Genomic DNA, 24,526 nt, shown 5'->3' with positions numbered 1-24,526 from the left:
CACCCCGATCGGGGAGGTTCAGGGCTGCCGGCCCCTCAGGATGTGACGCGCGGTGCCGGCAGCGGGGCCTGCGCCAGCAGGTAACGCAGCTCCGCCTCGGTGGCAGCGCGGTACTCCGCGGGCGTCAGGTAGACGGTGGTGACGCCGTTGCTGACCGCGACGATGTCACCGTCCTCGCCGGGAGGTGCGGGCGCGCCCAGCGGGTTCTGCAGGAGCCGGGTGACGGTCAGCGTGCTCATCCGACGCCACATCCGGGCGCGGGCAACACGATGGTGAACGGCACGAGAACACGATGCATCACCGGGATGAACGAGGCAACAACCCGGAAGCGGGTCCGATCAGGATCGGATCAGGATTCGATCAGGTCCAGGTCGAAAGCGTCGTCCCCGATCCAGATGCGCAACCCCTCACCGTCCTCGGTGATGAAGCCGTCCTCCTCCTCGCCGAGCTCGCGGGAGGCGCCGAGCGCGAGCTTGTTGAACTCGATGCGGCCTTCCCCGAGGTCCACCGGCCGGTACTCACGGGCGAGTCGCGCGGTGCGGCTCTCCGTTGCCAGCCACTCCGCGTTATCGGCGCCGACCTGTGCGACCCACGTCATCGTTGACACGGCGAGCAGTATGGGGGTGAGGGGCCCGGCCGGACAGTGCCGGCGCGTCCGACCTGCGGAGATCGGGTGCGCAGGGAGCTCTTCGCCCTGCTCCACGCCATGGCGGGCCACCGGAACTCCCACGGATCAGCCGAACCGAAGGGACAGTCCCGAAACTCGTGCCGGACCCGTGTCGATCCGGGGCCTCCCCGCTCGTCGTCACACCAGAGCGGGATGCAGGGTCTCGCGCTGAGGTCCGGAGGACCAGATGACGAACTTCGTGCTCGCGTACCGCGGCGGTTCCGGCATGGCCGACACGCCGGAGGCGCAGGAGCAGGCCATGGCTGCGTGGGGCGCCTGGTTCGGCGCGCTCGGCGCCCAGCTCGTCGAGGGCGGGAACCCGTTCGGGGCATCCCTGACGGTCCACGGCGACGGTTCGGCCACCGACGGCGGGGACGCCGGGCTCAGTGGGTACAGCGTGGTCAGCGCGACCGACCTCGCCGCCGCGGCGAACCTCGCCAAGGGCTGCCCGCTGCTGGGCACGGGCGGCACCGTCGAGGTGTACGAGGCCGTCGACATGTGAGGTCCGGGCCGGGCTGCGGGGGGCCCGGGCCGTCCTATTCGGCGAGGGAGAGGGGTGAGGTTGCCTTGTCGCCCGTGAGGCGCTCCATCATCGCGTCGCAGATCGACTGCAGCTGGCCGACCTGCTCGGCGGTGAGCCCGTCGAACACGTTCTCGCGCACGCAGCGGACGTGGCCGGGCGCCGCGGTCTGCAGGAGCTCGCGCCCCGCGTCGGTGAGCACGGCGTGCACCATCCGCCCGTCGTTCGGATCGAGCTCGCGGCGCACCAGCCCCTCGCGCTCCAGCCGGCTGATGGCGTGGCTGACGCGGCTCTGCGAGTGGTCCATGAGGACCGCGAGCTCGGTGACGCGCGCCGATCCGGTGGGCCGGTCCGACAGCTGCACGAGGATTCCGTAGTGCGTGTGGGCGATTCCCGAGTCGCGCTGCAACTGCCGCTCAAGTGCCCGCATCAACAGCTGGTTGCTGATGAGGTAGGAGCGCCAGGCGCTCGCCTCGCTCGGACTCAGCCACTGATCAGCCGTCACCGCCCCAGCATACCCAACCCTACTTGAACGTTGATGAGTCTTTGGCCAGCAGCGTTTCGTCGAGCCGTGGCGGGTTCGGGCCGTAGGCGTTGGCGCGGGCCGCGCGCCCGCGGACCCCCGGCAGCGCGGTGATCAGGCGCAGGAACCGGGGCGGCGTGATCGGGCGGCCACGCTCCCTGGCGGCGGCCACGCGCTGCTCGATGCGCACCTGGTCGGCCTGCACCGTTTCGATCGACGGGGCGCGGTCGCGCTGCACGGCGGCGAGGTCGGCCTCGGTGAGCGTGCCGGCGCGCAGTGGCGCGATCAACCGGTTCGCCGCGGCGACGGCGTCCTGGATCGCCATCAGGATCCCGTTGCCCCCGACCGGGGAGATGACGTGTGCGGCGTCGCCGATCAGCAGCAGGCCGGGCCGGTGCCAGCGTTCGACGCGCGCGATGTCCACCGACAGCAGCGTCGTCTGGTTCATGTCGGTGAGCAGGTGCACGCGGTCGGCCAGCCACGGGACGTGTGTGGTCAGGAACGCGCGGATCGGCTCGACCCCGGCGTCACGCGCGGCGGCGTAGCCGCCCTTGGGCAGCGAGTAGCCGACCTGCCAGTCGTGCGGCCCGCCCAGCAGCCCGACGTAGTGGCGCGTGCCGAAGAAGAGGTCGACGTCGGCGTCGGGCGGGTCGGCGGGGTTGCGCGGCAGGCGGAACCACAGCAGGTCGGTCTGCGCGCCCAGCGAGCGGGCCGGCAGGTCGGCGAGCGTGCGGATCTTCGAGAAGCGCCCGTCGGCGGCGACGACGAGCGCGGCCCCGAGATCGTGCTCGCCGTCCCGGTCGCGGAAGCGGACCCCGGTGACGGCGTCCCCGTCGCGGATGAGGCCGGTGACCTTGGCGCCGAGGCGCAGCGTGAACCCGGGCAGTGTCGCAGCGCGCTCCGCGACGAAGTCGAGGAACCGGGCCTGCGGCATCAGCGCGACGTAGTTGAAGCGGCTGCGGACCTTGCCGTAGTCGGCCGTCGTGAGATCGCCCGCGGGGGTGTGGAACCGGAACCAGCGGGCCGGGTGGTGCGGGAGTGCGAGCAGGTCGTCGGCGAGGCCGAGCTGGTCGAACAGCTCCAGCGTCCAGGGGTGCAGGGAATCGCCGCGGAAGTCGCGGTCGAAGTCGCGGTGCGACTCCAGCAGCGTCACCGCGATTCCCGCGCGGGCGAGCAGGTAGGCGAGCACCATCCCGCCGGGGCCGCCACCGGCCACGACGACGGGCTCGGTCATCGCGGGTCCAGCCGGAACGTCACGATCGTGGCGATGTGCTCGGTGATCTCTGCGATGCTCGCCTCGGCCGGTACCGGAAACGCGCGCAAGGCCCATGGCACCTGCATCGAGCGCAGGTAGGCAGAGATCACCGGGGCGGCCTCGGCTGCGGCGGCGCGCACCGCGGTGCGCTGCACGGTCTCGTCGGCGCTGACCAGCTCGCAGGCCGGCTCGGCCTCGAGATTGCGCACCCAGGCCCGGGTCGGGTCGGGGGAGACGAGGTACTCCCGCCCGTCGAGCTGGACGACGGCGAGCGGTGTCGTCCGGCTGGTGCCGCTGCGCCGCCCGGTCGTGCGGACGGCGCGCAGCGCGTAGCCGCCCTGGACGAGCGGCTGGGCGGGCGCGGCCTGCAGCCGGGCGCTCATGGCCTGGTTCATCGCGACGAGATCGGGAGCGGTCACGGTGTCGATCCTACTCGTTCGATCGACAAGTATCTCGACTGTCGAGAGAATTTAGTTCGACGCGGAGAGTAGGTCGGAACGCCAGTAGGCGAGCACGGTGGGCGGCGGGATCATGGCACGCTCCAACGCAGCGCGGAGACGACCGTGGCGAGCTCGCTGATTCGCGGCGCATGGGCGCCCAGCGCGTAGAACCCGGCTCCGACGACGGCCGCAGCGATGACGGTCAGGAGCGTGCCGGTCCATGCGGTTCCGGTGGCGGGGCCGAGGACGTGAGCCGTGGCGGTGGGATCACGCTTCGCCGCTGCCCGGCTCATCCTCGGCAGCATCCCGGTGATGACCGTGACGGCGATGATCGCGTAGGGCAGCTGGAAGAGCCTGTACGCATCCAGCAGCTGCGTGCCCAAGCCGAGCGCTGCGACCAGGGCCACGGTGCGCACGAAACCGGTGACCCTGGAGGCGACGGTGGCCACCGCCATCGCCCGGCCGGTCTCGAGGAACCGCGGCTGATCAGGCATGCGAAGGGCTGGCCTTCCGTCGGGACTGAGATGCTCAGCGTAGGCACCCGGCTCCGGGACGCCGGGCGGGTGCGCGTTCATGCGGCCCGCCTGAGGTGGGTGGCCGGGTTCCTACGCGGGACCTGTTCAGGGTCGATCCACACCGGCGGGATGAACTCGGGTAGCCCGTCACGGATGCGGATGATCCACTCGCTGTCGTGTTGCAGCCGGTGATGCGCTTTGCAGAGCAGGACGCAGTTGTCGAGGCTGGTCGGTCCGCCGTGTTCCCAGTACTGGATGTGGTGCCCGTCGCACCAGGAGGGTGGTCGGTCGCAGCCGGGCCAGGCGCACCCTTGGTCGCGGATGATCAACGCTTTGCGGATGGCGTCGGGGATGGTGCGGGTGGAGCGGCCGATGTCGAGCAACTGGCTGGATCCACCCAGGACGGTCGGGATGATCCCGCTGTCGCAGGCCAGGATCCGGAGTTCCTTGGCGGTGAGTGGGCCGCCGAATTCGAGCATCGCGGCGCGGGCCCGGTTCTCCAGGTCGTTCGAGGCGATGGTGACGTTGACGTGGGGTCGGTGTCCGCCGCGGTGGGGGACGTCGCCGTGGTCGAGCACAAACCCGCAGATGTCGGCCAGCGCATCGGCCTGGTGCTGCCCTACTGTGCGCAAGTCTTCTTTCCCGAGGGGCTTGGACTTGGCGTCGAGCAGCGCGGCGATCGTCGCGAACTTCAGGGCGCTGCCGAAGCTCCCCGAGATGGTGCCGGCGGATCCGTTCTTGTTGGGCCGGATCTGCAGATCATCGACGGGTTCGGGGTCGCGGTCGTCGGGTTCGGGGCCGTCCTGGTCGAGGAGGTTGATCAGGTCGGTGCCGTGGCGGAACAACCGATCCGGCGTCGTCTGCGCAGCGGTCCTCGCGAGTTCGGCTTCGACCACCGCAAGATCCTCGGGGCTGATCCGCGACGCGGCAGAACTGGCGAGCACCTTGGCGATCACCTCGACGTGGCGCAGCGTCATAGCTCCGGCGTGGAACGCCGCTGCGGTGGCCGGCAACAGCGCCGGCAGCATTGTTCCGTCGAGCGCGACGCGTGGGCAGATCTGCTCGACCGTGCTGGACATACCCACATCATACTCGAACGCATGTTCGATCTCGAGTGTTTCGAGGGGCATTTCTGCAGCTCGGAGCCGTTGTGCGTGTCGTATCGGCCGTGCGCGCGCAGCGCGCACACCGGGGACCCCCTCTCGGAGATCTGCCCCGCCGGCGAGGCGGCACGAAAGCCGGGCACGGAACCCAGCCGCACCTGACCGGCGGTAAAGCCGGGCACGCCACCCAGCCGCACCTGACCGGCGGCAAAGCCGGGGCACCCCACCCAACGCGACCCGCCAGACCCGTAAATCCACGCACCCCGCCGACCCCAACTCGCGGGCCGATCCGTCGCAACTCGCAGGCCGATCCGTCGCAACTCGCGGGTCCATCGGTCGCAACTCGCGGGCCGATCTGTCGCAACTCGCGGGTCCATCCGTCCCGACTCGCGCCATGACCTGCATGCACCGCCGCCGCGAACCCTCGTCACCGTGTCGAGATCGCAAAATCACCGTGCCAAACAGCGAAATCACCTCGCCACCATGCGCCGGTCGACGCCGGACCGTCACCCTTCTAGGCTGACCGCCGATCACGTAGAGCAAGCTGGGGGGCGCCGTGAGCGTTGATCTCGCCGATGCAGCCGCGCCCGCGGCAGCCCCGCCACCGGGCCGGTTGCGGGGGTGGATCGACGGTGTCACCACCCCGGACCGGTTGCGCCGGGTGGGTGTCGTCCTGGTCGTCGGCTGCGTGCTGACGGCCGTCGTGAGCCTGGTCGGTGCGATCTCGCGCACCGACGCCGTGCGCGACGGCGGGGATCGGCTCGCGTCGTTGACGTCGGACGCTGCCGAGCTCTACCGCGCGCTCGCGGACGCCGATGCCATGGCCACGAGCGGTTACGTCTCGGGTGGGATCGAGCCGGCGGCGATCCGCGCCCGCTACGACACCGACATCGGGAGCGCGGCGCAGCGGATCGTCCACGCTGCCGGCCTGCTCGCTGCCGATGACCCGGCCGCCGAGCCGGTGGCGACGATCTCCGCGCAGCTGCCCATCTACAGCGGGCTGATCGAGACGGCGCGCACGTACAACCGGCAGGGGCTGCCGCTGGGGCAGTCCTATCTCAACAGCGGCTCGACGCTGATGCGGACCACGATCCTGCCGGCGGTGGAGCGGCTGCGCACGCTCGAGACCGCGGCCTCCGACGTGGCCTACGGCAACGGTGGGGCGATCCCGTTCGCGGTGCTGCTGCTGGGCATCGCGACGCTCGCCGGCGTGATCGACGCCGCGGTGCGCGAGCGGCGGCGCACCCACCGCGTCCTGAACCTCGGGCTGGTCGGTGCCGGGGTGGCTGTGGTCGCGGTGCTGCTGTGGTGGTTGCTGGCGCTCGTCGTCGAGGTCAGCCGGTTCGACGACGCCCGCGGCCACAGCACCGCCGCCACCACGCTCGACGACGCCAGGGCCGCCGTGCTGCAGGCCCGCAGCAACGAGAGCCTGGTGCTGGTCGCGCGGGGTGGTGGCAGCGCCGATCAGGGCTTCACCGATCAGCTCGACCGCGTGGTCGGTCCCGACGGCAACGGTGGGCTGTTGGCCCAGGTCCAGGCCTCGGGCACGCGGGTGGACGACATCCGGTCCGCGGCGCAGGCCTGGCGGACGGCCCACCGCCACGTCCGCGAGCTCGACGACAGCGGCCGCTACGCCGATGCCGTCGCCGCGGCCACCGGCGCCGACCCGGCCGGGTCGGGCGCCACGTTCGAACGACTCGACAAGGCACTCGGCGACGCGATCGCGACCGAGCGGGCCGCGTTCGAGCGCGACGCCGATGCGGCGGCGGGTGCGCTGTCCGGTCTGGCCGTCGGGCCGGCCGTGCTGGCGCTGCTCGCGGCGGCCGGGGTCGTCGTGGGTATCGGCACCCGGGTGGGGGAGTACCGATGACGGACGTCAACGCGCGCCGACCGCTGGTGTACCTGTGCGTCGCGGGGGTGCTCGCGCTGGGTGCCAGCCTGATCGGCGGGACGGGGTCGGCGGCGCCTGCCGGTCCTCCCTCCGGACCCGGTGCGACCACGGCCGCACCGCCGGCAGCCCCCGCCTGCACGGACAAGCGCGAGAGCCTGCGCCCGGCGGGCCCGCTGCCGGCACCGGGGCAGATGCCGGCGGGCTCGGCGATGGCGGCGATCGTGGCGCGCGGCCGGCTCGTCGTCGGGGTGGACCAGAGCAACTACCTGCTGAGCTTCCGCAACCCCGGCACGACGCTGCTCGAAGGTTCCGACATCGACGTGGTGCACCAGATCGCCAAGGCGCTGTTCGGCGACCCGGACCGCGTGCAGTTCGTCGTGCTCAGCGTGGCCGACCGGCCGGCGGCGATCGCGCAGAAGCGCGTCGATCTGGTGGTCGACAACTTCACGGTCACCTGCGAGCGGCAGAAGACGGTGGAGTTCTCCTCGGCCTACCTCGCCGCGACCACCCGCCTGCTGGTGCCCCTCAACAGCGGCATTTCCGAGGTGGAGCAGCTGGCCGGCAAGCGGGTCTGCACGTCGAAGGGGTCCACCATCGAGCGGGTGCTGCACGCGATCCCTGCCGGCCTGGACGTGGTGGCCCTGCCGGGCACCGCCGACTGCGTGGTGGAGCTGCAGCGCGGCCGCGTCGACGCGGTGTCGAGCGACGACGTGATCCTGGCCGGGATCGCCGCGCAGGATCCGCAGACCCACGTGGTGGGCCGGGCGCTGGACAGCTCCCTCTACGCGGTGGGCATGAACCCGGAGGCGCCCGACCTGGTCCGCTTCGTCAACGGCGTGCTCGAACGCGGCCGGGCGGACGGCAGCCTCGCCGCCAGCTACCAGCGCTGGCTCGGTCGCCAGCTCACCCCGCCGCCCACACCGCCTCCCGCGCGCTATGGGGACTGACGCGGGACCCGCCGCTTGTTCCAGCGCTCACCGGTGTGCGCGACGGTGATGGTGGTCCAGGCACCGATCCGGATCCGGTCGCCGTCGGCCAGCCGGACGGGGGTGTTGGCCGCGATCGGGCTGGGCGCATCGCCGATGGTGGTGCCGTTGGTGGATCCCACGTCGACGATCTCCCAGTCGCCGTCCGGACGTGCCAGCAGCAACGCGTGCAGCGTGGACACTCCCGGGTCGAGCGGGGGTCCGGTGAGGTCGATCTCCGGATCGATGCCGCGCGACCGGCTGCGCCTGCCGATCGCGAGCTGCGGCCCCGCCAGCGTGAACCGGCGTTGCGGGCAGTACTGCGGGAACTCCACCAGCCCGGCGTCGGGGCCGTTGCGGCTGCGGACCTCGTCGAACCAGGCACGGTCGGCCTCGACCACGACCGTCCACGTCGGTTCCTCCGGCGGTGCGGGCGCGGCGGGCTGCGCCGCGGCCGGGATGTCGGCCGGGGTCGCGCCGTCGTGGCCGCAGACCTCGCAGAACCGGCCGTCCTTCGCGGCGCCGCACTGAGGGCAGGTGGTGCCGCCGGGGGGAGGGTCGACGGGCCCGGCCGGTGTCGCAGCGGGTGGCGCAGCCGGAGACGCGGCGGCGGGTGCCATCGCGGTGCCGCACACGTCGCAGTAGTCGGTGGTGGCCGATTCGTGGCCGGCGGGGCACGCCGCCATGTCAGCTCGCCTCCTCGGTGCCGCGGACCCGGACGGTCTTGGTGGAGCGCGTGTCGAGCGTCATCTCGTCGGCGTCGCTGACCGCGGCGCGCAGCCGGACGGTGCCCGACGGCGCGTCCAGCACCTCGACCACCCGCTCCAGCAGCCGTGCCGTGCCCTCGTTGCCTGACTCCGCGGCGAGTGCGACGGCCCGCCCGAGCCGGGCGGTGGCCGTGGCGGTGTCGCCTGCCTTGCGTGCGGCGAGCCCTTCCTGGATCGCCTCGGCGAGCTCGGCCTGGCCGGTGTAGTGGGCCACGCCGCGGCTGATGCCGGTGGACAGCGCCGTGTCGTCGGTCCAGGTGGCCTTGACCAGCCCCTGGCCGAGCACATCGTCGGCGCCCGAGCGCACCAGGCTCACGCGGGCGGCGAGCATCTCCTCGCCGACGGCGCCGGCGGCCACCTCCACCTCCAGGTGGTACTCCCGGACCTCGGCGCCCCAGGAACCGAGCGGGTAGTCGCCGCGCAGCGGCCCGGTGTCGACCCGGCGTCCCGTCAGGTCCTCGACGGTCGGCGCCACCTGCTTCACGAACCGCAGCGTGGAGCCGCGCGGCGTCCAGAGCCGCAGCGCGACACCGGCCATGCTCTTGCCCATGGCCGCTTCCATGACGGCCTCGAAGTCGGCGGCGAGCTCGGCGGGATCCGCGACGATGTCGACGCTGCCGAGCAGCGCGGCGGCGATCGCGCGCAGTTCCTCGACGCGCCAGTCGGTGCCGACCCCGCGACAGTCGCAGGTGAACCGGCCCTGCACCCCGGCGAGCGCGGCCTCGAAGTAGTGGGAACGCTCCCCGTTCTGGCCGTCGGTGAGCAGGATGGCGTGCTTGATCGCGCCGGGGTGGCGATCGGCGATCGAGCCGGCGAGGGTGAGCCAGCTACCGATGCCCGTGCCGCCGTTGGCCCGCAGCCCGTTGACGGCAGCGGTGGCGCCTGCGCGGGTACGGGCATCCGCCACGGCCGTGCCGGTGGGCGGGTACAGCTGCTTGGCGGTCTCGGTGCCGGCGATCACCACGAACGACACCCCGTCACGCACCTGGGCGATGGCGGCGGCGGTGGCCCGGCGCGCGGAGTGGATCTTGTCGCCGGTCATCGACGTGGAGCAGTCCACGATGATGATCTCGAGACCGTCGGCGGCGGCGGGCGCCGACTCGCTGGAGGTGACGGTGACGATCGCATCGACCCGCGTGGCGCCGGCGGCGAGATAGGGGTTCTGGTCCACCTCGACGGTGAACGGGGCGGGGGCTGCGGTCATCACGGGCTCCTCGTGGGGTCGGTGACGGGTTCGGGTGGCTCGGCGGGCTCGATGAGCGGCGGCAGCGGCACGACGACCACGGTGATGTTGTCGCGGCCACCCGCCTCGAGCGCGATGGCGGTGAGTGCCGCCGCGGCGGCGGCCGGGCCGGACTCCGCGACCAGCGGGAGCGCCACGGCGGCGAGGTCCTCGGCATCGGGCAGGTGGTTCCACAGCCCGTCGCTGCACAACAGCAGGACACCGGGAGCGTCCGGGGTCAGCACCTCGATGCCGGGATCGGCGTAGCCGTCGGCACCCAGCCAGCGGGTGATGCCGTGTGCGCGGCGGTCGGCCATCGCCGTGGCCATGTCCCGTCGCCCCGCCCGCACCTCCTCGGCCGCCCACGAGTGGTCGGCGGTGAGCAGCCGCGATCCGGTGGCGGCGAGCCAGTAGGCGCGGCTGTCACCGACCCAGCCGATCGTGACCGTGGGCCGCTCCCCGTCGAGCCCGGTGACCAGCGCCGACACGAGCGTGCAGGACGGGGTGTCGGGCCCGCCGCCCGGCGCCAGTGCGGCGACGGCGGACTGGGCCGCGGCGACCGCGGCGGGCATGGGCGGCCCGGCGTCCGGGGTCGGTGGCGCGAGCAGGACGGTCAGCGCCGCCGCCGTGGCCGTGCGGGACGCGACCTCGGGACGGCGCACCGAGGAGACGCCGTCGCACACGACGACCACATAGGACGACGGCGGCCCGGCGGCGGGCGTGCGGCCCAGCGACATGGCGTCCTCGTTGCGCGCGTGCACGAGCCCGCGGTCGCTGACGCCGGCGAGCCCGGCGCACCGGTCGGGGGCCGATGGGGTGGGGAGCAGGACGAACTCGTAGCGGTCGGTGCCGTCCGGGCGGCGCAGCCCGCACCCCGGGCAGTAGTCGGGATCGGCGTCGGGCGGCTGCTCGCACCGCACGCACGGCAGCGTGGCGGGCACCGGGGTGGTGTCGAGGCGCGCGACACCGAGATCATGGCCGCACGCCTCGCAGAACCGGTCGCCGCTGGGCACCGGCTCGTTGCACTCGGGACACCGCACGCGCTACACCCAGGACCGCGGTCGCGCCGCGTTCGCCTCGTCGACCAGCGTGATCCGCTCGCGGCGGTCGGTGGTGAGCCGGGCGGAGGCGCGCAGGCTGCGTTCGAGTGCGAGCCGCAGATCGCGCTCGACCCATGCGGTGCCCAGGAACGGCGCTCCACCGCTGGGTGCGTGCTCGACGGCGGCGGTCAACAGCGACGCCCGCACCTCGTGGTCGGTGCCGGCGTCGAGGTGCAGCCGCTCCACCCGGGCGGCGGCGGCCCGCAGCTCGGGCTCGGGGACCTCGGCACCGGTGCGGCCCAGCAGCGTGGCCTGCACGGCGGCGAGCTGGGCGGCGATGTTGCGGTTGGAGCTCTCCGGCACGGTGTCGAGCGCCGTGATGGCACCCGCTCTGTCGGCGGCTCGCAGCGCGACCCTGGCCTGCCCGAACGCGGCGTCGGCGAGGTTGGGGTCGGGACGCCCGGCCTGCGCGTGGTAGCGGCCGGCGGCCTCGTCCTGACCTGCGCACTCGGCGGCCGCGCCCAGCGCGAGCTTGGGTGCCGCCTCGCCGGGCAACGTGGAGTACACGGTGTCGAACGCGGTGCAGGCGGCCGTCGACTCGCCCGCCAGCAGCGCGGCGATCCCCGCGAGCCACCCGAGCCGCCAGTCGTCGGTGCCCTCGGCCGCCAGCTCCGCGAGGGCGGCCCGCGCCCCGGCGGCGTCGCCGTCGTCGAGATGGGCTCGCACCAGCCGCAGCCGCAGCTCCAGGCTGGGCTGATCGGTGGTGGCGACGATGCGTGCGACCTCGGCGGGTTCGGTGGCGGCCAGCGACGCCAGCAGCCCCGCGGCGGGGTCGGTGGCATCGACCAGCGGCATCGCGAGCGCGGCGGCCACCCGTGCCGGATCCGGACGCCCGGCGTCGGGTCCGGTGGCGAGCAGTCCGGGAGCGAACGTGGCGCGGGGCGGCCCGAAGACCGTGGACACCGCAGGCGGGGCCGCGACGCCCTCGGCGGCCAGTACGTCGCGCAGCACCCCGCTCAGCTGCTCGGCCATCTCGTCGGCCGACTCGAACCGCCGCAGCGGGTCGGGGTCGGTGGCCCGGCGCAACAGCCGGTGGAACGACTCGTGGGTGGCCAGCACCATGCTGTGGGCCGGATCGGGCAGCTCGGTGAGCACGCCCCGGCGGGCCGGCGGGATGCCCAGCGTCAGCACCGCCAGCGTGCGGCCGACCGTGAAGATGTCGGAGCTCGCCGACGGGCCCTCCTCGCGGATCTCGGGTGCCTGGTAGCCGACGGTGCCGTAGACGGCGCTGAGCCGATCATCGATGCGGATGACGGCGCCGAGGTCGATGAGCTTGAGCTGGCGGTCGTACTGGATCACGTTCTCGGGCTTGAAGTCGCAGTAGGCGAGCCCCAGCGTGTGCAGGTGGCCGAGCGCGGGCAGCATCTCGAGCGCGTAGGCGATGGCCTGGGCCACCGGCAGCGGCTCGATGGTGCGGTCGGGGCGGCGCCGGGCCTCCAGCAGTTGCTTGAGCGACGACCCGCCGACGTACTCCATGACGATGTAGCCGACCGGCACGCCGTCGTCGCCGGGGTGCTCGACGAAGTTGTGGATCGTGACGATGTTGGGGTGGCTGACCTGCGCGAGGAAGCGCTTCTCCGCGACGGCCGCGGCCATGGCGTCGGCGTCGCCCGCATCGAGCAGGCCCTTGAGCACCACCCAGCGGTGGTCGACGTTGCGGTCGACGGCCAGGTAGATCCAGCCCAGCCCGCCGTGGGCGAGGCAGCCGCGCACCTCGTACTGCCCGGCCACCAGCATCCCGGGGGCGAGCTTGGGGGAGAAGGAGAAGGGGGCACCGTCGTGCGGGCAGAAGCCCTCGGTGCGTCCCGGTCGTCCGTCGCGGGACCGGCCGACCGGCTGGGCGCACTTGCTGCAGAAGCGCTTGTCCTCCGGCACCTGCGGGTCGACGAGCAGTGCGTTGGCCGGATCGAGCCGCGGCACCGGCGGCACGTCGACGAGCCCGACACCCAACCTGCTGCGGGTGGACCGGCTGCCGCCGGTGCGGGTGGAGCCGCGGCGGCTGGGCCTGCTGCCTGCGGTGCCGGTGCCGGTGCTGAACGCCGGGCTCGCCGCCGCCGTTGCGGGCCCGGACGCCGACGACAGGCCGGTGCGCCCGGCGGCCGCCGTGGCGGCGGGTTCGCCAGCAGTGGATCCGGCTGTAGTGGCTTCGGCAGCGGCCAGCCCGCACTCGTTGCAGTAGCCGTCCTCCATCACACCGGTGCAGCCCGGACGCCCGCAGGCCGTGCTCGTCATGCGGACCGTCCTTGCTCGCGGGAGGCGCCGGGGGTTGGCGCCCGGATGGACTGCAGGACCCGTTGGTAGTTGCCGAGCGCACGGGTGGCGGCGCCCAGATCGCAGGGGCGACACCACAGCAGCAGCCGGATCTCCTCGTCGAGGGCCAGCAGTTCGGGGTGTTCGCCGTACCCGGTGCGCGCGGCCTTGGCCCGGAACGCGTCGTAGCGCCCGCGCAGCTCGGTGCGCCGCTCGAGCAGCCCGGCGGCGAGCTCGTGGGACTGCTGCAGGGCCGCGGTGGCCGCCTGGACGTGGCCGCGCAGCTCGGCGGCGTCGCGGGCGCGCCGCGGCCAGTCGGTGACGGCCACCGGGGTGCTGGTGTCGAGAAGCTGCAGGCGCTCCTGCAGCGCGGGTCGCTGATCGGGCGGCAGCGGCGGCAGGGCGGCGACGATCAGCTCGGCGGCCTGCCGATGCGCCTGCTCGGCCGCGGCCCGTGCGGGCTCCAGTGCCGCGATGCCCGCGGTGAGCGTGGCGAGCGTGTCGGGCCAGCCCGCCCGCAGGACGGCCTGCTCGGCCAGCCGGGACGCCACCGCCGTGAGCTCGGTGTCGATCACGGCGAGCCGGCGCTGCAGGGCACCGTCGGCCAGCGCGAGCGGATCGGCCGTGCCGTCGCTGTCGAGATCCTGGATCTGCGCGGTGACGGCGTCGGCGAGCCCGGCCTGCCCCAGCTCGTGGGCGAGCGTGCGGGCGTCGGCCGCGCGGGCGGCCAGCGGTGCGAGCCCGCGGAGCAGGGCCTGGTGCAGGTCGGCACAGGCGTCGACCAGCTCGTGGACGCCGCGGTAGGCCAGATCCATCCGGTCGGACAGCTGTTGCAGCGTGACGTGCTCGACGGCGACGACATCACCGGTGAGGCGGCGCTCGACGAGCGTGCGCCGCATCTCGACGGTGGGCTCGCGCAGCAGATGGACCAGCTCGGCGAGCTCGGCCTCCCCGGGACGGGCCCGGCGCGCGCGTACCGCCTGGGCCGCCGCGACGATCCGCTGGTGGTGGGCGAATCCCGTCCACAGCGCCGAGAGCGACTCGCGCGCGACCGCCCACCGGGCCGCGGTGGCGCCCGCCAACGGGCCGGTGGTGAGCAGCTGGTGGCCGGGGTGGCGTTCGAGCTCGACGAGCGCGGCCGCGATGCGTCCCTCCGCCTCGACCCGGCGGCCGAGCTCGGCCACCACACCGTCGCTGTCGATCACCCCGGCCCCCCGTTCGTGTCGAGCGAGAGTAGCGCGATCGGGCGACAGGAACGCGACGACGGCGATCGTCGCCGTGCTGCGCCGGGGGCCGGGAGTGCCCGGTGTGAGCCGTTACGGTGATCGGGTACGACCCGTTGGACCACATCGAGGAAGCGCGTGCCATGAAGATCGTCGACGCGAAGGTCGTGGTCACCCGCCCCGGCCGCAACTTCGTCACGCTGCGGATCACCACCGACGACGGCGTGACCGGTCTGGGGGACGCCACGCTCAACGGGCGCGAGCTCGCGGTGGCGTCCTACCTGCGCGACCACCTGGTGCCGTTGCTCATCGGGATCGACCCGCACCGCATCGAGGACACCTGGCAGTCGCTCTACCGGGGCGCCTACTGGCGGCGTGGACCCGTCACGATGGCCGCGATCGCGGCGGTGGACGTGGCGCTGTGGGACATCAAGGCCAAGGTCGCGGGCCTGCCGCTCTACCAGCTGCTCGGTGGCGCGAGCCGGGACCGCGTGCGCACCTACGGCCATGCCGCCGGCCGTGACGTCCCCGAGCTGCTCGACTCGGTGCGGGCCCGGCTCGCGCAGGGCTACCCGGCCATCCGGATCCAGACCGGTGTCCCGGGACTGCGCCGCGTCTACGGCGTGCACGACACGCCGGCGTCCACACCGGACGGGCGGGTGCTGCCGGTCGTCGAGGACTGGGACACCGCCGCCTACCTGCGCCACATCCCGACGGTCTTCGAGGCCGTACGCCACGAGTTCGGTCCGGAGCTGCCGCTGCTCCACGATGCCCACCACCGGCTCACGCCCCTGCAGGCGGCCCGGCTGGGCAGGGACCTGGAGCCCTACGACCTGTTCTGGCTCGAGGACTGCACGCCCGCGGAGAACCAGGAGGGGCTGCGCCTCGTGCGCAGCCACACCACCACACCGCTGGCCATCGGCGAGGTCTTCAACACCGTCTTCGACTTCCGGACGCTCGTGAACGAGCAGCTCATCGACTACGTGCGGGCCGCCGTCACACACTTCGGCGGCGTCTCACCGCTGAAGAAGCTGTTCGACTTCGCCGCCCAGCAGCAGATCAAGAGCGCCATCCACGGCCCGGAGGACATCTCGCCGGTCGGGATGGCCGCGGCGATCCACCTCGACCTGGCGATCCACAACTTCGGGATACAGGAGTACGCGGGCCACAGCGCCGCGACGGCCGCGGTGTTCCGGCACTCCTACACGTTCACCGACGGGCACCTGCACCCCGGCGAGGCGCCGGGGCTGGGCGTCGAGCTCGACGAGGAGCTCGCGGCCGCCCATCCCTACGAGCCGGCGTACCTGCCGGTCAACCGCCTCGCGGACGGGACCGTTCACGACTGGTGAGGCCGGTTCGAGTACGCGCAGGTCTGCGAGACACCCCGGTTGGCCTCGTTGGTCTGCCGGGGGCCGGGGCCGGGGCCGGCGCGGGCGGGGCGGTCGCGGGCGGCGTGCTCGAACAGGCCGTGCAGACCGGCACGACCGCGGATGCGGCGATGAAGGATCGGAGGAAACGCATGCCGGGCAGCCCAGGGTGATCATCGGGCCGGCCCGGCGGGCGGTGTCCTACGACGCCACGGCGATACCGGGGATGCTCTTGAGCTCCCCGAGCAGCGCGGAGCTGACGTTGACCGAGAAGCTGTCGATCGCGAACGCCGTCTCCCGGTTCTTGTAGCAGAGCAGCAGCGTCAGCGGCGTGTTGCCGGCGTGGGCGATGATCGACGACTTGAGCTGTGCCACCACCGAGTCGTCGATCTTGAGCGCGTCGGCCCGCAGCACGAGCGGCGGGTTGGCACCGGGGTTGTTCTGCGCGTCGGCGACGTCGAGGGTGGCGAGGTCGGAGGCGAACACCGACATCCGGTCCTCACGCCAGTTGACCCGGCCCTTGACCGCCACCACCGAGTCGGGGATCAGCTCCTCGCCCATGGCCAGGAACGACTTCGCGAAGAACAGCACCTCCATCGAGGCGTCCAGATCCTCGATGGTGACGATCGCCCAGGACTCGCCCTTCTTGTTCACCCGCCGGTCGACCGAGGAGATCATCCCGGCCAGCACGATCTCGCCCTCCTTGGGCGCGTCGTACATGATCTGCGCGATCGCCTTGGGGGCGTTCTTGCGCAGGATCCGCTCGCAGCCGTCGAGCGGGTGCGCCGAGACGTAGAGGCCCAGCATCTCGCGCTCGTAGCTGAGCATCTGCTTGCGTGGCCACTCGACGTCCTCGATCTTGACGTGCGCGAGCGGCGAGGTGTCCGACGGCGCGTCCTCCTCGCCCATGCCGCCGAACAGGTCGTACTGCCCCATGGCCTCGTGGCGCTTGAGGCTCGTGACGCCGTCGACCGCGTCCTCGTGGATCATCAGCAGCGCCTTGCGTGGATGCCCGAGCGAGTCGAACGCGCCCGCCTTGATCAGCGACTCGATGGTGCGCTTGTTGCAGCACACCAGCTCGATCTTCTCGAGGAAGTCGGTGAACGAGGTGAACTTGCCCTTCGCCTTGCGGGTGGCGACGATCGACTCGACGACGTTGGCGCCGACGTTGCGCACCGCGCCCATGCCGAAGCGGATGTTGCTGCCGACCGCGGCGAACCACAGGCCGGACTCGTTGACGTCGGGCGGGAGCACCTGGATGCCCATGCGGCGGCACTCGGCGAGGTAGACCGCCGACTTGTCCTTGTTGTCGCCGATCGAGGTGAGCTGCGCCGCCATGAACTCGGTGGGGTAGTTCGCCTTGAGGAACGCCGTCCAGTACGAGACGAGCCCGTACCCGGCGGTGTGCGACTTGTTGAAGGCGTATCCCGCGAAGGGGAGCATGACGTCCCAGAGCGTCTGGCACGCCTCGGCCGAGAAGCCCTTGCCGGCCATGCCGGCACTGAACCGCTCGAACTCCTTCTCGATGATCTCCTTCTTCTTCTTGCCCATCGCGCGCCGCAGCAGGTCGGCCTGGCCGAGGCTGTAGCCGGCGAGCTGCTGCGCGATGGCCATGACCTGCTCCTGGTACACCAGGAGGTGGTAGGTCTCGCCGAGGATCGGCTCCAGCGCTTCCTTGAGCTCGGGGTGGATCGGCGTGATCTTCTGCCGGCCGTTGGACCGCTCGGCGTAGTCGATGTGGGCGTTGGCAGCCATCGGACCGGGCCGGTAGAGCGCAAGCACGGCCGCGATGTCACCGAAGTGGGTGGGCGCCATGGCCTTGAGCAGCGAGCGCATCGCGCCACCGTCGAGCTGGAACACCCCGAGGGTGTCGCCGCGGGAGAGCAGCTCGTAGGTCTTCTTGTCGCCGAGGTCGGGTCCGGTGGTGGGCAGCGGGACGTCGATGCCGTAGTTCTGCGCGACGGCCTTGATGGTGTCGTCCACCACCGTGAGCGTGCGCAGCCCCAGGAAATCCATCTTGAGCAGGCCGATGTCCTCACACGAGGGGTAGTCCCACCCGGTGATGATCGACCCGTCGTCGCGCTTCCACAGCGGGATGACGTCGAGCAGCGGCTCCGAGGACATGATCACCGCGCAGGCGTGGACGCCCGCGTTGCGGACCAGCCCCTCCAGCCCGCGGGCGGTGCCCATGATCCGGCCGACGTCGGGATCGGTCTCCGACAGCGCCCTGACCTCGGACGCTTCCTTGTAGCGCTCGTGGGTGGGATCGAAGATCCCGTAGAGCGGGATGTCCTTGGCCGCGATCGGCGGCGGCAGGGCCTTGGAGATCCGGTCGGCGATGGAGAAGCCGGGCTGGCCGTGGATGACGCGGGCGGCGTCCTTGATGGCCGCCTTCGTCTTGATCGTGCCGAACGTGATGACCTGGGCGACGTTCTCCTCGCCCCACTTGTCGACGGTGTAGCGCATGACCTCGCCGCGCCTGCGCTCGTCGAAGTCCAGGTCGATGTCGGGGGGAGAGACGCGCTCCGGGTTGAGGAACCGCTCGAAGATCAGCCGATGCTCGATGGGGTCGAGGTCGGTGATGTGCAGGAGATAGGCCACCAGCGAACCGGTGGCCGAACCCCGGCCCGGACCGACGGCGATCTTCTGGTCCTTCGCCCACCGGACGAGGTCGCCCACCACCAGGAAGTAGCCGGGGAACCCCATGTTCGAGATCACGCCCAACTCGATCTCGATGCGTTCCTTGTATTCCGCGGTGAGCCCCGCCGGGAATCGCGTGGGCGCCCATTTCTCGACGTCGGCACGCAGCAGGTCGTCCTCGGTTTCCCCCGGCTTCAGGGGGAATCGCGGCATGCGGTCGACTTCTTTGAAGATGTCGTCGTAGGATTCGACCATCTCGGCGACGAGCAAGGTGCTGGCGGCGGCTCCGGGAACGGCGTCGTCCCAGTACTCCCGCATTTCTTCGGCGCTCTTGAGGTAGTAGCCGTCGCCGTCGAACTTGAAACGGGTGGGGTCGTCGAGGGTCTTGCCGGCCTGCACGCACAGCAGGGCCGAGTGCGCCTCGGCCTGGTCCTTCGTGACGTAGTGGGAGTCGTTGGTGGCCAGCGGCCGCAGGTCGAGCTCCTTGGCGATGGTCAGCAGGCCGTCGCGCACCGAGCGCTCGATGGGCAGGCCGTGGTCCATCAGCTCGAGGAAGAAGTTCTCCGCGCCGAAGATGTCGCGGTAGTCGCTGGCCGCCTGCAACGCCTCTTTCGGCTGGCCCAGGCGCAATCTCGTCTGCACTTCACCGGACGGGCAGCCGGTGGTGGCGATGATGCCCGCCGAATACTGCGCGACGAGTTCGCGGTCCATCCGCGGCTTGCGGTAGAAGCCCTCGAACGACGCGAGGCTGGAGAGGCGCAGCAGATTGCGCAGCCCGGTGGCGTTGCGCGCCACCATCGTCATGTGCGTGTAGGCGCCCGCACCCGAGACGTCGCCGCCCTCGCCGAGCTCGTCGGAACCGCGCTGCGACGACTGCCCCCAGAACACCGGCTTCTTGTGGAAACGGGTGGTGGGCGCCAGATAGGCCTCGATACCGATGATCGGCTTGACGCTGCTCTTCTTGGCCCGCCGGTAGAATTCGGCGGCCCCGTACATATTGCCGTGATCGGTCATCGCCACCGCGGGCATGCCCAGCCGTTCGACCTCACTGAAAAGCGCATCGACCTTGGCCGCGCCGTCCAGCATCGAATACTCGGTGTGCACGTGCAGGTGGACAAACGAGTCCGTCACGGAACCTTCTTCCTTCGCGTTCGACGGACACAGTCCTACCAGGTGCGGCCGCCCGGACCGGCCCCGGGATGGGGCGCGTCGCCGACCCGATCCGGCGGATCGCCGGGCGGGCGCGCGCCGCGGCTGCGCGGGCGGTCAGCGGGCGGTCACCGACCGGTCAGGAGGTTGGCGAAACGGGTCAGGCGGCTCGGGCGGCGCAGGCCCGCCGCCTCGCGCCGGTCGGCCTCGCGGTAGAGCAGGTACATCGACTGCACCCCGAGCCACCGCAGCGGCTCCGGTTCCCAGCGCCGGACGGTGCGGTGGGTCCACGGCAGGGCCACGAGGTCGGTGTCGCGCCGGAGCACGAGGTCGGCCAGCGTGCGGGCGGCGAGGTTCGTGGTGGTCAGGCCGCTGCCGACGTAGCCGCCCGCCCAGCCGAGCCCGGTGGCCTCGTCGAGCGTGACGCTCGCGCACCAGTCGCGCGGGACGCCGAGCACGCCGCACCACGCGCGTTCCAGCGGGACGTCCTGGGTGGCGGGGAACTGGCTGTGCAGGATCGCGGCCAGCGACTCGATCGTCCAGGCCTGCGTCATCCCGTCGACGTCGGTGCGGGAGCCGTAGCGGTAGGGCCGCCCGCGGCCACCGATGGCGATGCGGCCGTCGGCGGTGCGCTGGGCGTAGCTGTAGGCGTTGGCGCTGTCGCCGACGAGCTCGGCGCCGTCCCACCCGATCTCGGCGCGGACGTCGGCCGGCAACGGCGCCGTGACGACCATGGAGGAGTTCATGGGCAGCCACTCGCGCCTGCTGCCCGCGACCCCGGCGGTGTAGCCCTCCAGGCAGCGCAGCACGTGCTGGGCCCGCACCACGCCGTGGGGCGTGACGGCGCGGCCCGGCGTGATCTCCGTGACCTCGGTGCCCTCGTAGATCTGCACGCCGCGGCGCCGGACGGCGGCCGCCAACCCCTGCACCAGCTTCGCGGGCTGCACGCGGGCGCAGTGGGGGTTGTAGATCGCGGCGAGCGCGCCCTCGACCCGGACGCGCGCGTGCACCTCGCGGCGGGTCAGGCGCCACGCGTGGGACGCGTCGATGCCCCACGCCGCGTCCTCGCCGAGCTTCGCCTCCATGCGGGCGAGCTGGGGCTCGGTGCGGGCCACGTCCAGCACGCCGTCCTTGACGATGTCGGCCTCGATGCCCTCGTCGGCGCAGACCGCGATGACGTTGTCGACGGCCTGCTCCATCGCCCTGACCAGCCGCAGGACGCCGTTGCGGCCGCCGGTGGCGGCATAGCGGTCGAGGTTGCCGGCGATCTCGGCCGAGAGCCAGCCGCCGTTGCGCCCGGACGCGCCGAAGCCCGCGAACTCCTTCTCCAGCACGACGATCCGCAGGTCGGGCTGGTGCAGCGCGAGGTGGTAGGCGGTCCAGAGGCCGGTCAGCCCGCCACCGACGATGCACACGTCGGCCGTGCGGTCGCCGGGGAGCGCGGGCCCGCGTCCGGGGATGCCGATCTCGTCGTACCAGAACGACACCCCGCCGTTGCGCAGTCCGGACGTGGTGCGGGAGCGGTAGCTGCGGGCGTTCGCCACCGCCTCACTCTAGTAGGCCGTCGCGGCCAATTCGCGGGCCCCGGCGACGCCCAGGCACGCACCTCGCTGCGTTGGCGACGCTCAACAGACACCCGGTATGCCTTCGCATCGCCGCCTTGCGATGCACGCACCTGGACGCCGCCCGGACCCACGCTTTGGCCGCGACGGCCTACTAGGGTGACGGCTTCGGCACCGTGCAGTCGATCTTGGGGTTGAGGCCGACGTAGTTCAACGGGCCCACGACGATCGTGACCAGCACCGTCCCGAACTGGGCGCAGCTGACGTCGCCCGAGCCGAAGTAGCCCCGCTGGAAGGACGCGAACGCCCCGATCGCCAGCCAGATCACGATGATCACCGCACCGATCCGCATAACCGCTCCCAGGGTCCGATCCGACGATCCGGTCCTGGGGGAGTACCCGCTTTCAGTGGCCCAGTACCCGCTGCCGTCAGCGGCGCAGTACCCTGCGCGCCAGCCCGTTGCCGAGCAGCTGGGCCAGCTGCACGATCGCGATGATGATGACCACCGTGACGAGCGTGACCGGCCAGTTGAACTGCTGGTAGCCGTAGCTGATGGCGAAGTTGCCCAGGCCGCCGCCACCGACGTAGCCGGCCATCGCCGACATGTCCACGACGCCGACGAAGATGAACGTGTAGCCCAGGATCAGCGGGCCCAGCGCCTCGGGCACCAGCACGCTCCAGATGATCCGGAACCGGCCGGCCCCCATCGCGCGCGCCGCCTCGATCACTCCCGGATCCACGGAGACGAGGTTCTGCTCCACGATCCGGCCGATGACGAACGTCGCCATCGCCGACATCGGGAACAGCACCGACTGCGTGCCGATCGTCGTGCCCATCACCAGCAGCGTCAGCGGGCCGACCGCGGTGATGAAGATGATGAACGGGATCGGCCGGATGATGTTGACGACGATGTTGAGCAGCTGGAAGGCGGGTGCGTTCTGGAACAGCCCGCCGCGGCGGCTGGTGTAGAGCGCCACCCCGAGTGCCAGGCCCAGCGCGCCGGCGATGAGCATCGTCCAGAAGACCATGTAGACCGTCTGCTGGAACGACAGCCACAGGATCGGGGTGAGCTTGTCCCACTCGGTCATGGTGTCGCCAGCTCCTCGACCCTGGTCGTGGCGGCGAGCTCGGCGATCAGCGCGTCGATCGCCGCGTCCGTGCCGGTCAGCTCGAACGTGATGCTGCCGAACGGCTTCTCCGCCAGCTCGCGGATCCCGCCGTAGACGATGGTGCTGCGCACGTCGTGCGCGGCGAGCACGCCCGAGAGCGCGGCCCGCGCCCCCGGATCGGCCCGCACCCCGACGGTGACCAGTCGTCCGCCGAAGTGCTCGCGCAGCCGCGTCAGCGCCTCGGCCGACGGCCGGTCCTGCAGCACGCTGTGCACGAAGCGACGGGTCGCCGGCTCGCGCGGGTCGGCGAACACGTCGTAGACCGGGCCCTGCTCGATCACGCGGCCCTGCTCCATCACGACGACCGTGTCGCAGACGGAGCTGACCACCTCCATCTCGTGGGTGATCACCACGATCGTCGTGCCCAGCTCGCGGTTGATCCGCTTGAGCAGGGCGAGCACGTCGGCGGTGGTCTCGGGGTCCAGCGCGCTCGTGGCCTCGTCGGCGAGCAGGATCCTCGGCGACGTCGCGAGCGCGCGGGCGATGCCGACACGTTGTTTCTGCCCGCCGGAGAGCTGGTTGGGGAACTGCCGGGCCTTGTCGCTGATCCCGACGAACTCCAGCAGCTCGGCCACCCGTGCGCGGCGGGCGTCGCGGTTCCAGCCGGCGATCCGCAGCGGGTAGCCGACGTTGCCGGCGACGGAGCGCGAGGACAGCAGGTTGAACTGCTGGAAGATCATCCCGACCTCGCCGCGCAGCTCGCGGAGGCCGCGCTCGGCGAGCTGACCGGTGACCCGGCCGTGCACCGTCACCGTGCCCGCGGTCGGCAGCTCGAGTGCGTTGATCATCCGGACGAGCGTGCTCTTGCCCGCGCCGGAGTACCCGATGACGCCGGTGATCGAGCCGTCGTCGATGTCGAGGTCCACGTCATCGACGGCCCGCACGACGGCGCCGCGGGACCCCGCGAACTGCTTGCCCGCCGCGCGGAAGCTGATCACCGGTGCCACGGTCAGGAACCCGACGTCGTGATCGCGGCCTCGATCTGCGCGGTGCTCGCCTGCAGGTCGGCCGCATCGTTGTTCTTGAACACGCCGCCGTCACCGAGGTCCTTGCGCACTGCTGCCTGCACCTCGGGGTCCTGGTAGAGCGCGGCGAGCGTGACGTAGGTGGGGTTGTCCTTGTCCGCGGCGCGCGCGACGAAGGCGTTGATGTAGGGCTTCGACGACGCGCTGTTCGGGTCGTCCTTGAAGATGACCTTGTCGGCGCCCAGCTTGGCGGCGGTCGCGTAGTTGTTGTTGACGATCGCGGCGTCCACGCCGGCCAGGTTGGTGGCGGTCTGGGCCGCGTCCACCGGCACGACGGTGACCTTCGACGCGGCGGTGTCGATGTCGTTGGGCGTGGAGACCGAGGTGCCGCCACCCTTGATGGTGATCAGCTTGGCCGCCTCGAGCACCAGCAGCGAGCGCGCCTGGTTGGTCGGGTCGTTCGGGATCGCGACCTGGCCGCCCTGGGGGATCTGGTCCACCGCCGTGTGCTTCGTGGAGTACAGCGGCAGCGGGTACACGGCGGTGGCGCCGATCGGCACCAGCGTGTCCTTGTTCTTGACGTTGTAGTTGGCGAGGTACTGCAGGTGCTGGAACTCGTTGAGCTGCAGCTGGTTCTGCGACAGCGCCGGGTTGGGCTGGTTGTAGTCGGTGAAGTTGACGAACTCCACGGTGATGCCCTTGGCCTGGGCCTTCTGCTGGTAGACCGTCCAGTAGTCCTCGCTGGCGTCGGTCACGCCGATCTTGACGACCGTCGGTGCGGCGCCGCCGGGTGCGGCGGCGGGCGTCGAGCCCGGTGCCGCGCAGGCCGCGGCGAGCGCCAGCGCCGGCAGGAGCAGGAGCAGGGACTTGGGGATGCGTCGCACGGCGGAGCGTCCTTTCGACACACCGGGGTCACCGGTGCGGGGGTGGGTGAACGGGTGCCGCAGGGTGCGCGGCGAGGGCCCGCAGCGGCGGGCCGGAGCGCTGGGTCAGCGACAGCGCGTGGTGGTGCAGCCGCGCATCTGGTCGATGTGGCGGCGGTACGCGGCAGACAGCGACGGCACGCGCTGGGCGGTCATGGTGCGAACTCCTGCGGATCTCGGGCGCTTGCGAGGTCTGGTGAGACGCTCGCCCGGTCGTCACCCGGAGCACCCCACCGCACGCGGGGGTTGCCAACCAGCAAGCCGGGGCTGAGCGCTGGTGTTCGTGACCGTTGTGTCCGACGTTAGGTCG

22 protein-coding genes and 1 riboswitch are annotated in these 24,526 nt (G+C 71.9%); of the genes, 4 read left to right on the top strand and 18 right to left on the bottom strand.

The genetic code is table 11. The features are described from left to right. Positions 1-35: 35 nt before the first annotated feature. Positions 36-239: a hypothetical protein gene (locus ACFPFQ_RS17435; RefSeq protein ID WP_379619976.1), complete on the bottom strand. Its 204-nt coding sequence runs from the start codon at positions 237-239 to the stop codon at positions 36-38. A gap of 110 nt (positions 240-349) precedes the next feature. Further along, positions 350-598 (bottom strand): hypothetical protein, encoded by a 249-nt coding sequence (locus ACFPFQ_RS17430; RefSeq protein ID WP_379620005.1) that lies wholly within the window; start codon positions 596-598, stop codon positions 350-352. 256 nt (positions 599-854) lie between these two features. On the opposite strand from ACFPFQ_RS17430, the gene ACFPFQ_RS17425 reads away from it, so the two are divergent. After that, positions 855-1,169 (top strand): YciI family protein, encoded by a 315-nt coding sequence (locus ACFPFQ_RS17425; protein ID WP_379619974.1) that lies wholly within the window; start codon positions 855-857, stop codon positions 1,167-1,169. Between the two features lie 34 nt (positions 1,170-1,203). Here the strand turns inward: ACFPFQ_RS17425 and ACFPFQ_RS17420 are convergent, their stop codons facing one another. The 5 genes from ACFPFQ_RS17420 to ACFPFQ_RS17400 form a co-directional block, all read right to left on the bottom strand. Continuing rightward, on the bottom strand, positions 1,204-1,692 hold the full coding sequence (locus tag ACFPFQ_RS17420; RefSeq protein WP_379619972.1) for a MarR family winged helix-turn-helix transcriptional regulator: 489 nt from the start codon (positions 1,690-1,692) through the stop codon (positions 1,204-1,206). Between the two features lie 19 nt (positions 1,693-1,711). Then, entirely contained in the window at positions 1,712-2,944 is a 1,233-nt protein-coding gene (locus ACFPFQ_RS17415; RefSeq protein WP_379619970.1) for an FAD-dependent oxidoreductase, read from the bottom strand. Then, a complete protein-coding gene (locus tag ACFPFQ_RS17410) occupies positions 2,941-3,384 on the bottom strand; it encodes a nitroreductase/quinone reductase family protein (protein WP_379619968.1) in 444 nt (147 codons plus the stop codon). Before ACFPFQ_RS17410 ends, ACFPFQ_RS17415 begins: the two co-directional genes overlap by 4 nt. Positions 3,385-3,494: 110 nt before the next feature. Beyond that, complete coding sequence (locus ACFPFQ_RS17405) at positions 3,495-3,899, bottom strand: lipid II flippase MurJ (RefSeq protein ID WP_379619966.1); 405 nt, start codon at positions 3,897-3,899, stop codon at positions 3,495-3,497. A gap of 77 nt (positions 3,900-3,976) precedes the next feature. Further along, positions 3,977-5,107, bottom strand: a complete 1,131-nt coding sequence (locus ACFPFQ_RS17400) for an HNH endonuclease signature motif containing protein (RefSeq protein ID WP_379619964.1) — start codon at positions 5,105-5,107, stop codon at positions 3,977-3,979. Between the two features lie 472 nt (positions 5,108-5,579). Here ACFPFQ_RS17400 and ACFPFQ_RS17395 point away from each other — a divergent pair, with 472 nt between their 5' ends. Beyond that, the gene (locus ACFPFQ_RS17395) at positions 5,580-6,893 is read left to right on the top strand and encodes a hypothetical protein (RefSeq protein ID WP_379619962.1); all 1,314 of its coding nucleotides are present in this window, start codon (positions 5,580-5,582) and stop codon (positions 6,891-6,893) included. Beyond that, positions 6,890-7,861, top strand: a complete 972-nt coding sequence (locus ACFPFQ_RS17390) for a glutamate ABC transporter substrate-binding protein (RefSeq protein WP_379619960.1) — start codon at positions 6,890-6,892, stop codon at positions 7,859-7,861. Before ACFPFQ_RS17395 ends, ACFPFQ_RS17390 begins: the two co-directional genes overlap by 4 nt. On the opposite strand, the gene ACFPFQ_RS17385 is transcribed toward ACFPFQ_RS17390, so the two are convergent. From ACFPFQ_RS17385 to ACFPFQ_RS17365, 5 genes are read right to left on the bottom strand one after another with little or no spacing between them, the layout of a single operon-like run. Further along, positions 7,849-8,565, bottom strand: coding sequence for an FHA domain-containing protein (locus tag ACFPFQ_RS17385; protein ID WP_379619958.1), 717 nt, complete (start codon positions 8,563-8,565; stop codon positions 7,849-7,851). The two genes, ACFPFQ_RS17390 and ACFPFQ_RS17385, sit on opposite strands and share 13 nt — an antisense overlap. Before the next feature lies 1 nt (position 8,566). Further along, entirely contained in the window at positions 8,567-9,850 is a 1,284-nt protein-coding gene (locus ACFPFQ_RS17380) for a vWA domain-containing protein (RefSeq protein WP_379619956.1), read from the bottom strand. After that, positions 9,850-10,908: a PP2C family serine/threonine-protein phosphatase gene (locus ACFPFQ_RS17375; protein WP_379619954.1), complete on the bottom strand. Its 1,059-nt coding sequence runs from the start codon at positions 10,906-10,908 to the stop codon at positions 9,850-9,852. The genes ACFPFQ_RS17380 and ACFPFQ_RS17375 overlap by 1 nt, the downstream gene beginning before the upstream one ends. Before the next feature lie 3 nt (positions 10,909-10,911). Next, positions 10,912-13,200, bottom strand: a complete 2,289-nt coding sequence (locus ACFPFQ_RS17370) for a serine/threonine-protein kinase (protein WP_379619952.1) — start codon at positions 13,198-13,200, stop codon at positions 10,912-10,914. Then, on the bottom strand, positions 13,197-14,423 hold the full coding sequence (locus tag ACFPFQ_RS17365) for a hypothetical protein (protein WP_379619950.1): 1,227 nt from the start codon (positions 14,421-14,423) through the stop codon (positions 13,197-13,199). Before ACFPFQ_RS17365 ends, ACFPFQ_RS17370 begins: the two co-directional genes overlap by 4 nt. 161 nt (positions 14,424-14,584) lie before the next feature. Between ACFPFQ_RS17365 and manD the strand changes: the two genes are divergently transcribed. Then, complete coding sequence (gene manD, locus ACFPFQ_RS17360) at positions 14,585-15,790, top strand: D-mannonate dehydratase ManD (RefSeq protein WP_379619948.1); 1,206 nt, start codon at positions 14,585-14,587, stop codon at positions 15,788-15,790. Between the two features lie 219 nt (positions 15,791-16,009). Here the strand turns inward: manD and dnaE are convergent, their stop codons facing one another. The 6 genes from dnaE to ACFPFQ_RS17330 all read right to left on the bottom strand — a co-directional run bounded on the left by dnaE (position 16,010) and on the right by ACFPFQ_RS17330 (position 24,177). Continuing rightward, positions 16,010-19,579, bottom strand: a complete 3,570-nt coding sequence (gene dnaE / locus ACFPFQ_RS17355) for a DNA polymerase III subunit alpha (protein ID WP_379619946.1) — start codon at positions 19,577-19,579, stop codon at positions 16,010-16,012. A 146-nt stretch (positions 19,580-19,725) separates the two neighbouring features. Continuing rightward, positions 19,726-21,141 carry an NAD(P)/FAD-dependent oxidoreductase gene (locus tag ACFPFQ_RS17350; protein WP_379619944.1) on the bottom strand — a complete coding sequence of 472 codons (1,416 nt, stop codon included), beginning with the start codon at positions 21,139-21,141 and terminating at the stop codon, positions 19,726-19,728. 172 nt (positions 21,142-21,313) lie between these two features. Next, a complete protein-coding gene (locus tag ACFPFQ_RS17345; RefSeq protein ID WP_379619942.1) occupies positions 21,314-21,511 on the bottom strand; it encodes a hypothetical protein in 198 nt (65 codons plus the stop codon). A gap of 76 nt (positions 21,512-21,587) precedes the next feature. Then, positions 21,588-22,247 carry a methionine ABC transporter permease gene (locus ACFPFQ_RS17340; RefSeq protein ID WP_379619940.1) on the bottom strand — a complete coding sequence of 220 codons (660 nt, stop codon included), beginning with the start codon at positions 22,245-22,247 and terminating at the stop codon, positions 21,588-21,590. Further along, positions 22,244-23,275: a methionine ABC transporter ATP-binding protein gene (locus ACFPFQ_RS17335; RefSeq protein WP_379619938.1), complete on the bottom strand. Its 1,032-nt coding sequence runs from the start codon at positions 23,273-23,275 to the stop codon at positions 22,244-22,246. The genes ACFPFQ_RS17340 and ACFPFQ_RS17335 overlap by 4 nt, the downstream gene beginning before the upstream one ends. A 2-nt stretch (positions 23,276-23,277) precedes the next feature. Further along, on the bottom strand, positions 23,278-24,177 hold the full coding sequence (locus tag ACFPFQ_RS17330; protein WP_379619936.1) for a MetQ/NlpA family ABC transporter substrate-binding protein: 900 nt from the start codon (positions 24,175-24,177) through the stop codon (positions 23,278-23,280). Positions 24,178-24,391: 214 nt separating this feature from the next. Further along, positions 24,392-24,505: riboswitch (SAM riboswitch) on the bottom strand. Between the last annotated feature and the right edge of the window lie 21 nt (positions 24,506-24,526).

The organism is Pseudonocardia sp. GCM10023141 (assembly GCF_042653605.1).
The sequence above is the reverse complement of the archived record's forward strand: the minus strand, read 5'-3'. Positions and strand labels throughout refer to the sequence as shown.

What these genes read in the sequence shown, in the direction of transcription:
- ACFPFQ_RS17435 (WP_379619976.1), bottom strand. Translation starts at nt 239, where the DNA reads ATGAGCACGCTGACCGTCACCCGGCTCCTGCAGAACCCGCTGGGCGCG.
- ACFPFQ_RS17430 (WP_379620005.1), bottom strand. Translation starts at nt 598, where the DNA reads ATGACGTGGGTCGCACAGGTCGGCGCCGATAACGCGGAGTGGCTGGCA.
- ACFPFQ_RS17425 (WP_379619974.1), top strand. Translation starts at nt 855, where the DNA reads ATGACGAACTTCGTGCTCGCGTACCGCGGCGGTTCCGGCATGGCCGAC.
- ACFPFQ_RS17415 (WP_379619970.1), bottom strand. Translation starts at nt 2,944, where the DNA reads ATGACCGAGCCCGTCGTCGTGGCCGGTGGCGGCCCCGGCGGGATGGTG.
- ACFPFQ_RS17405 (WP_379619966.1), bottom strand. Translation starts at nt 3,899, where the DNA reads ATGCCTGATCAGCCGCGGTTCCTCGAGACCGGCCGGGCGATGGCGGTG.
- ACFPFQ_RS17390 (WP_379619960.1), top strand. Translation starts at nt 6,890, where the DNA reads ATGACGGACGTCAACGCGCGCCGACCGCTGGTGTACCTGTGCGTCGCG.
- ACFPFQ_RS17385 (WP_379619958.1), bottom strand. Translation starts at nt 8,565, where the DNA reads ATGGCGGCGTGCCCCGCCGGCCACGAATCGGCCACCACCGACTACTGC.
- ACFPFQ_RS17380 (WP_379619956.1), bottom strand. Translation starts at nt 9,850, where the DNA reads ATGACCGCAGCCCCCGCCCCGTTCACCGTCGAGGTGGACCAGAACCCC.
- ACFPFQ_RS17370 (WP_379619952.1), bottom strand. Translation starts at nt 13,200, where the DNA reads ATGACGAGCACGGCCTGCGGGCGTCCGGGCTGCACCGGTGTGATGGAG.
- manD (WP_379619948.1), top strand. Translation starts at nt 14,585, where the DNA reads ATGAAGATCGTCGACGCGAAGGTCGTGGTCACCCGCCCCGGCCGCAAC.
- ACFPFQ_RS17345 (WP_379619942.1), bottom strand. Translation starts at nt 21,511, where the DNA reads ATGCGGATCGGTGCGGTGATCATCGTGATCTGGCTGGCGATCGGGGCG.
- ACFPFQ_RS17340 (WP_379619940.1), bottom strand. Translation starts at nt 22,247, where the DNA reads ATGACCGAGTGGGACAAGCTCACCCCGATCCTGTGGCTGTCGTTCCAG.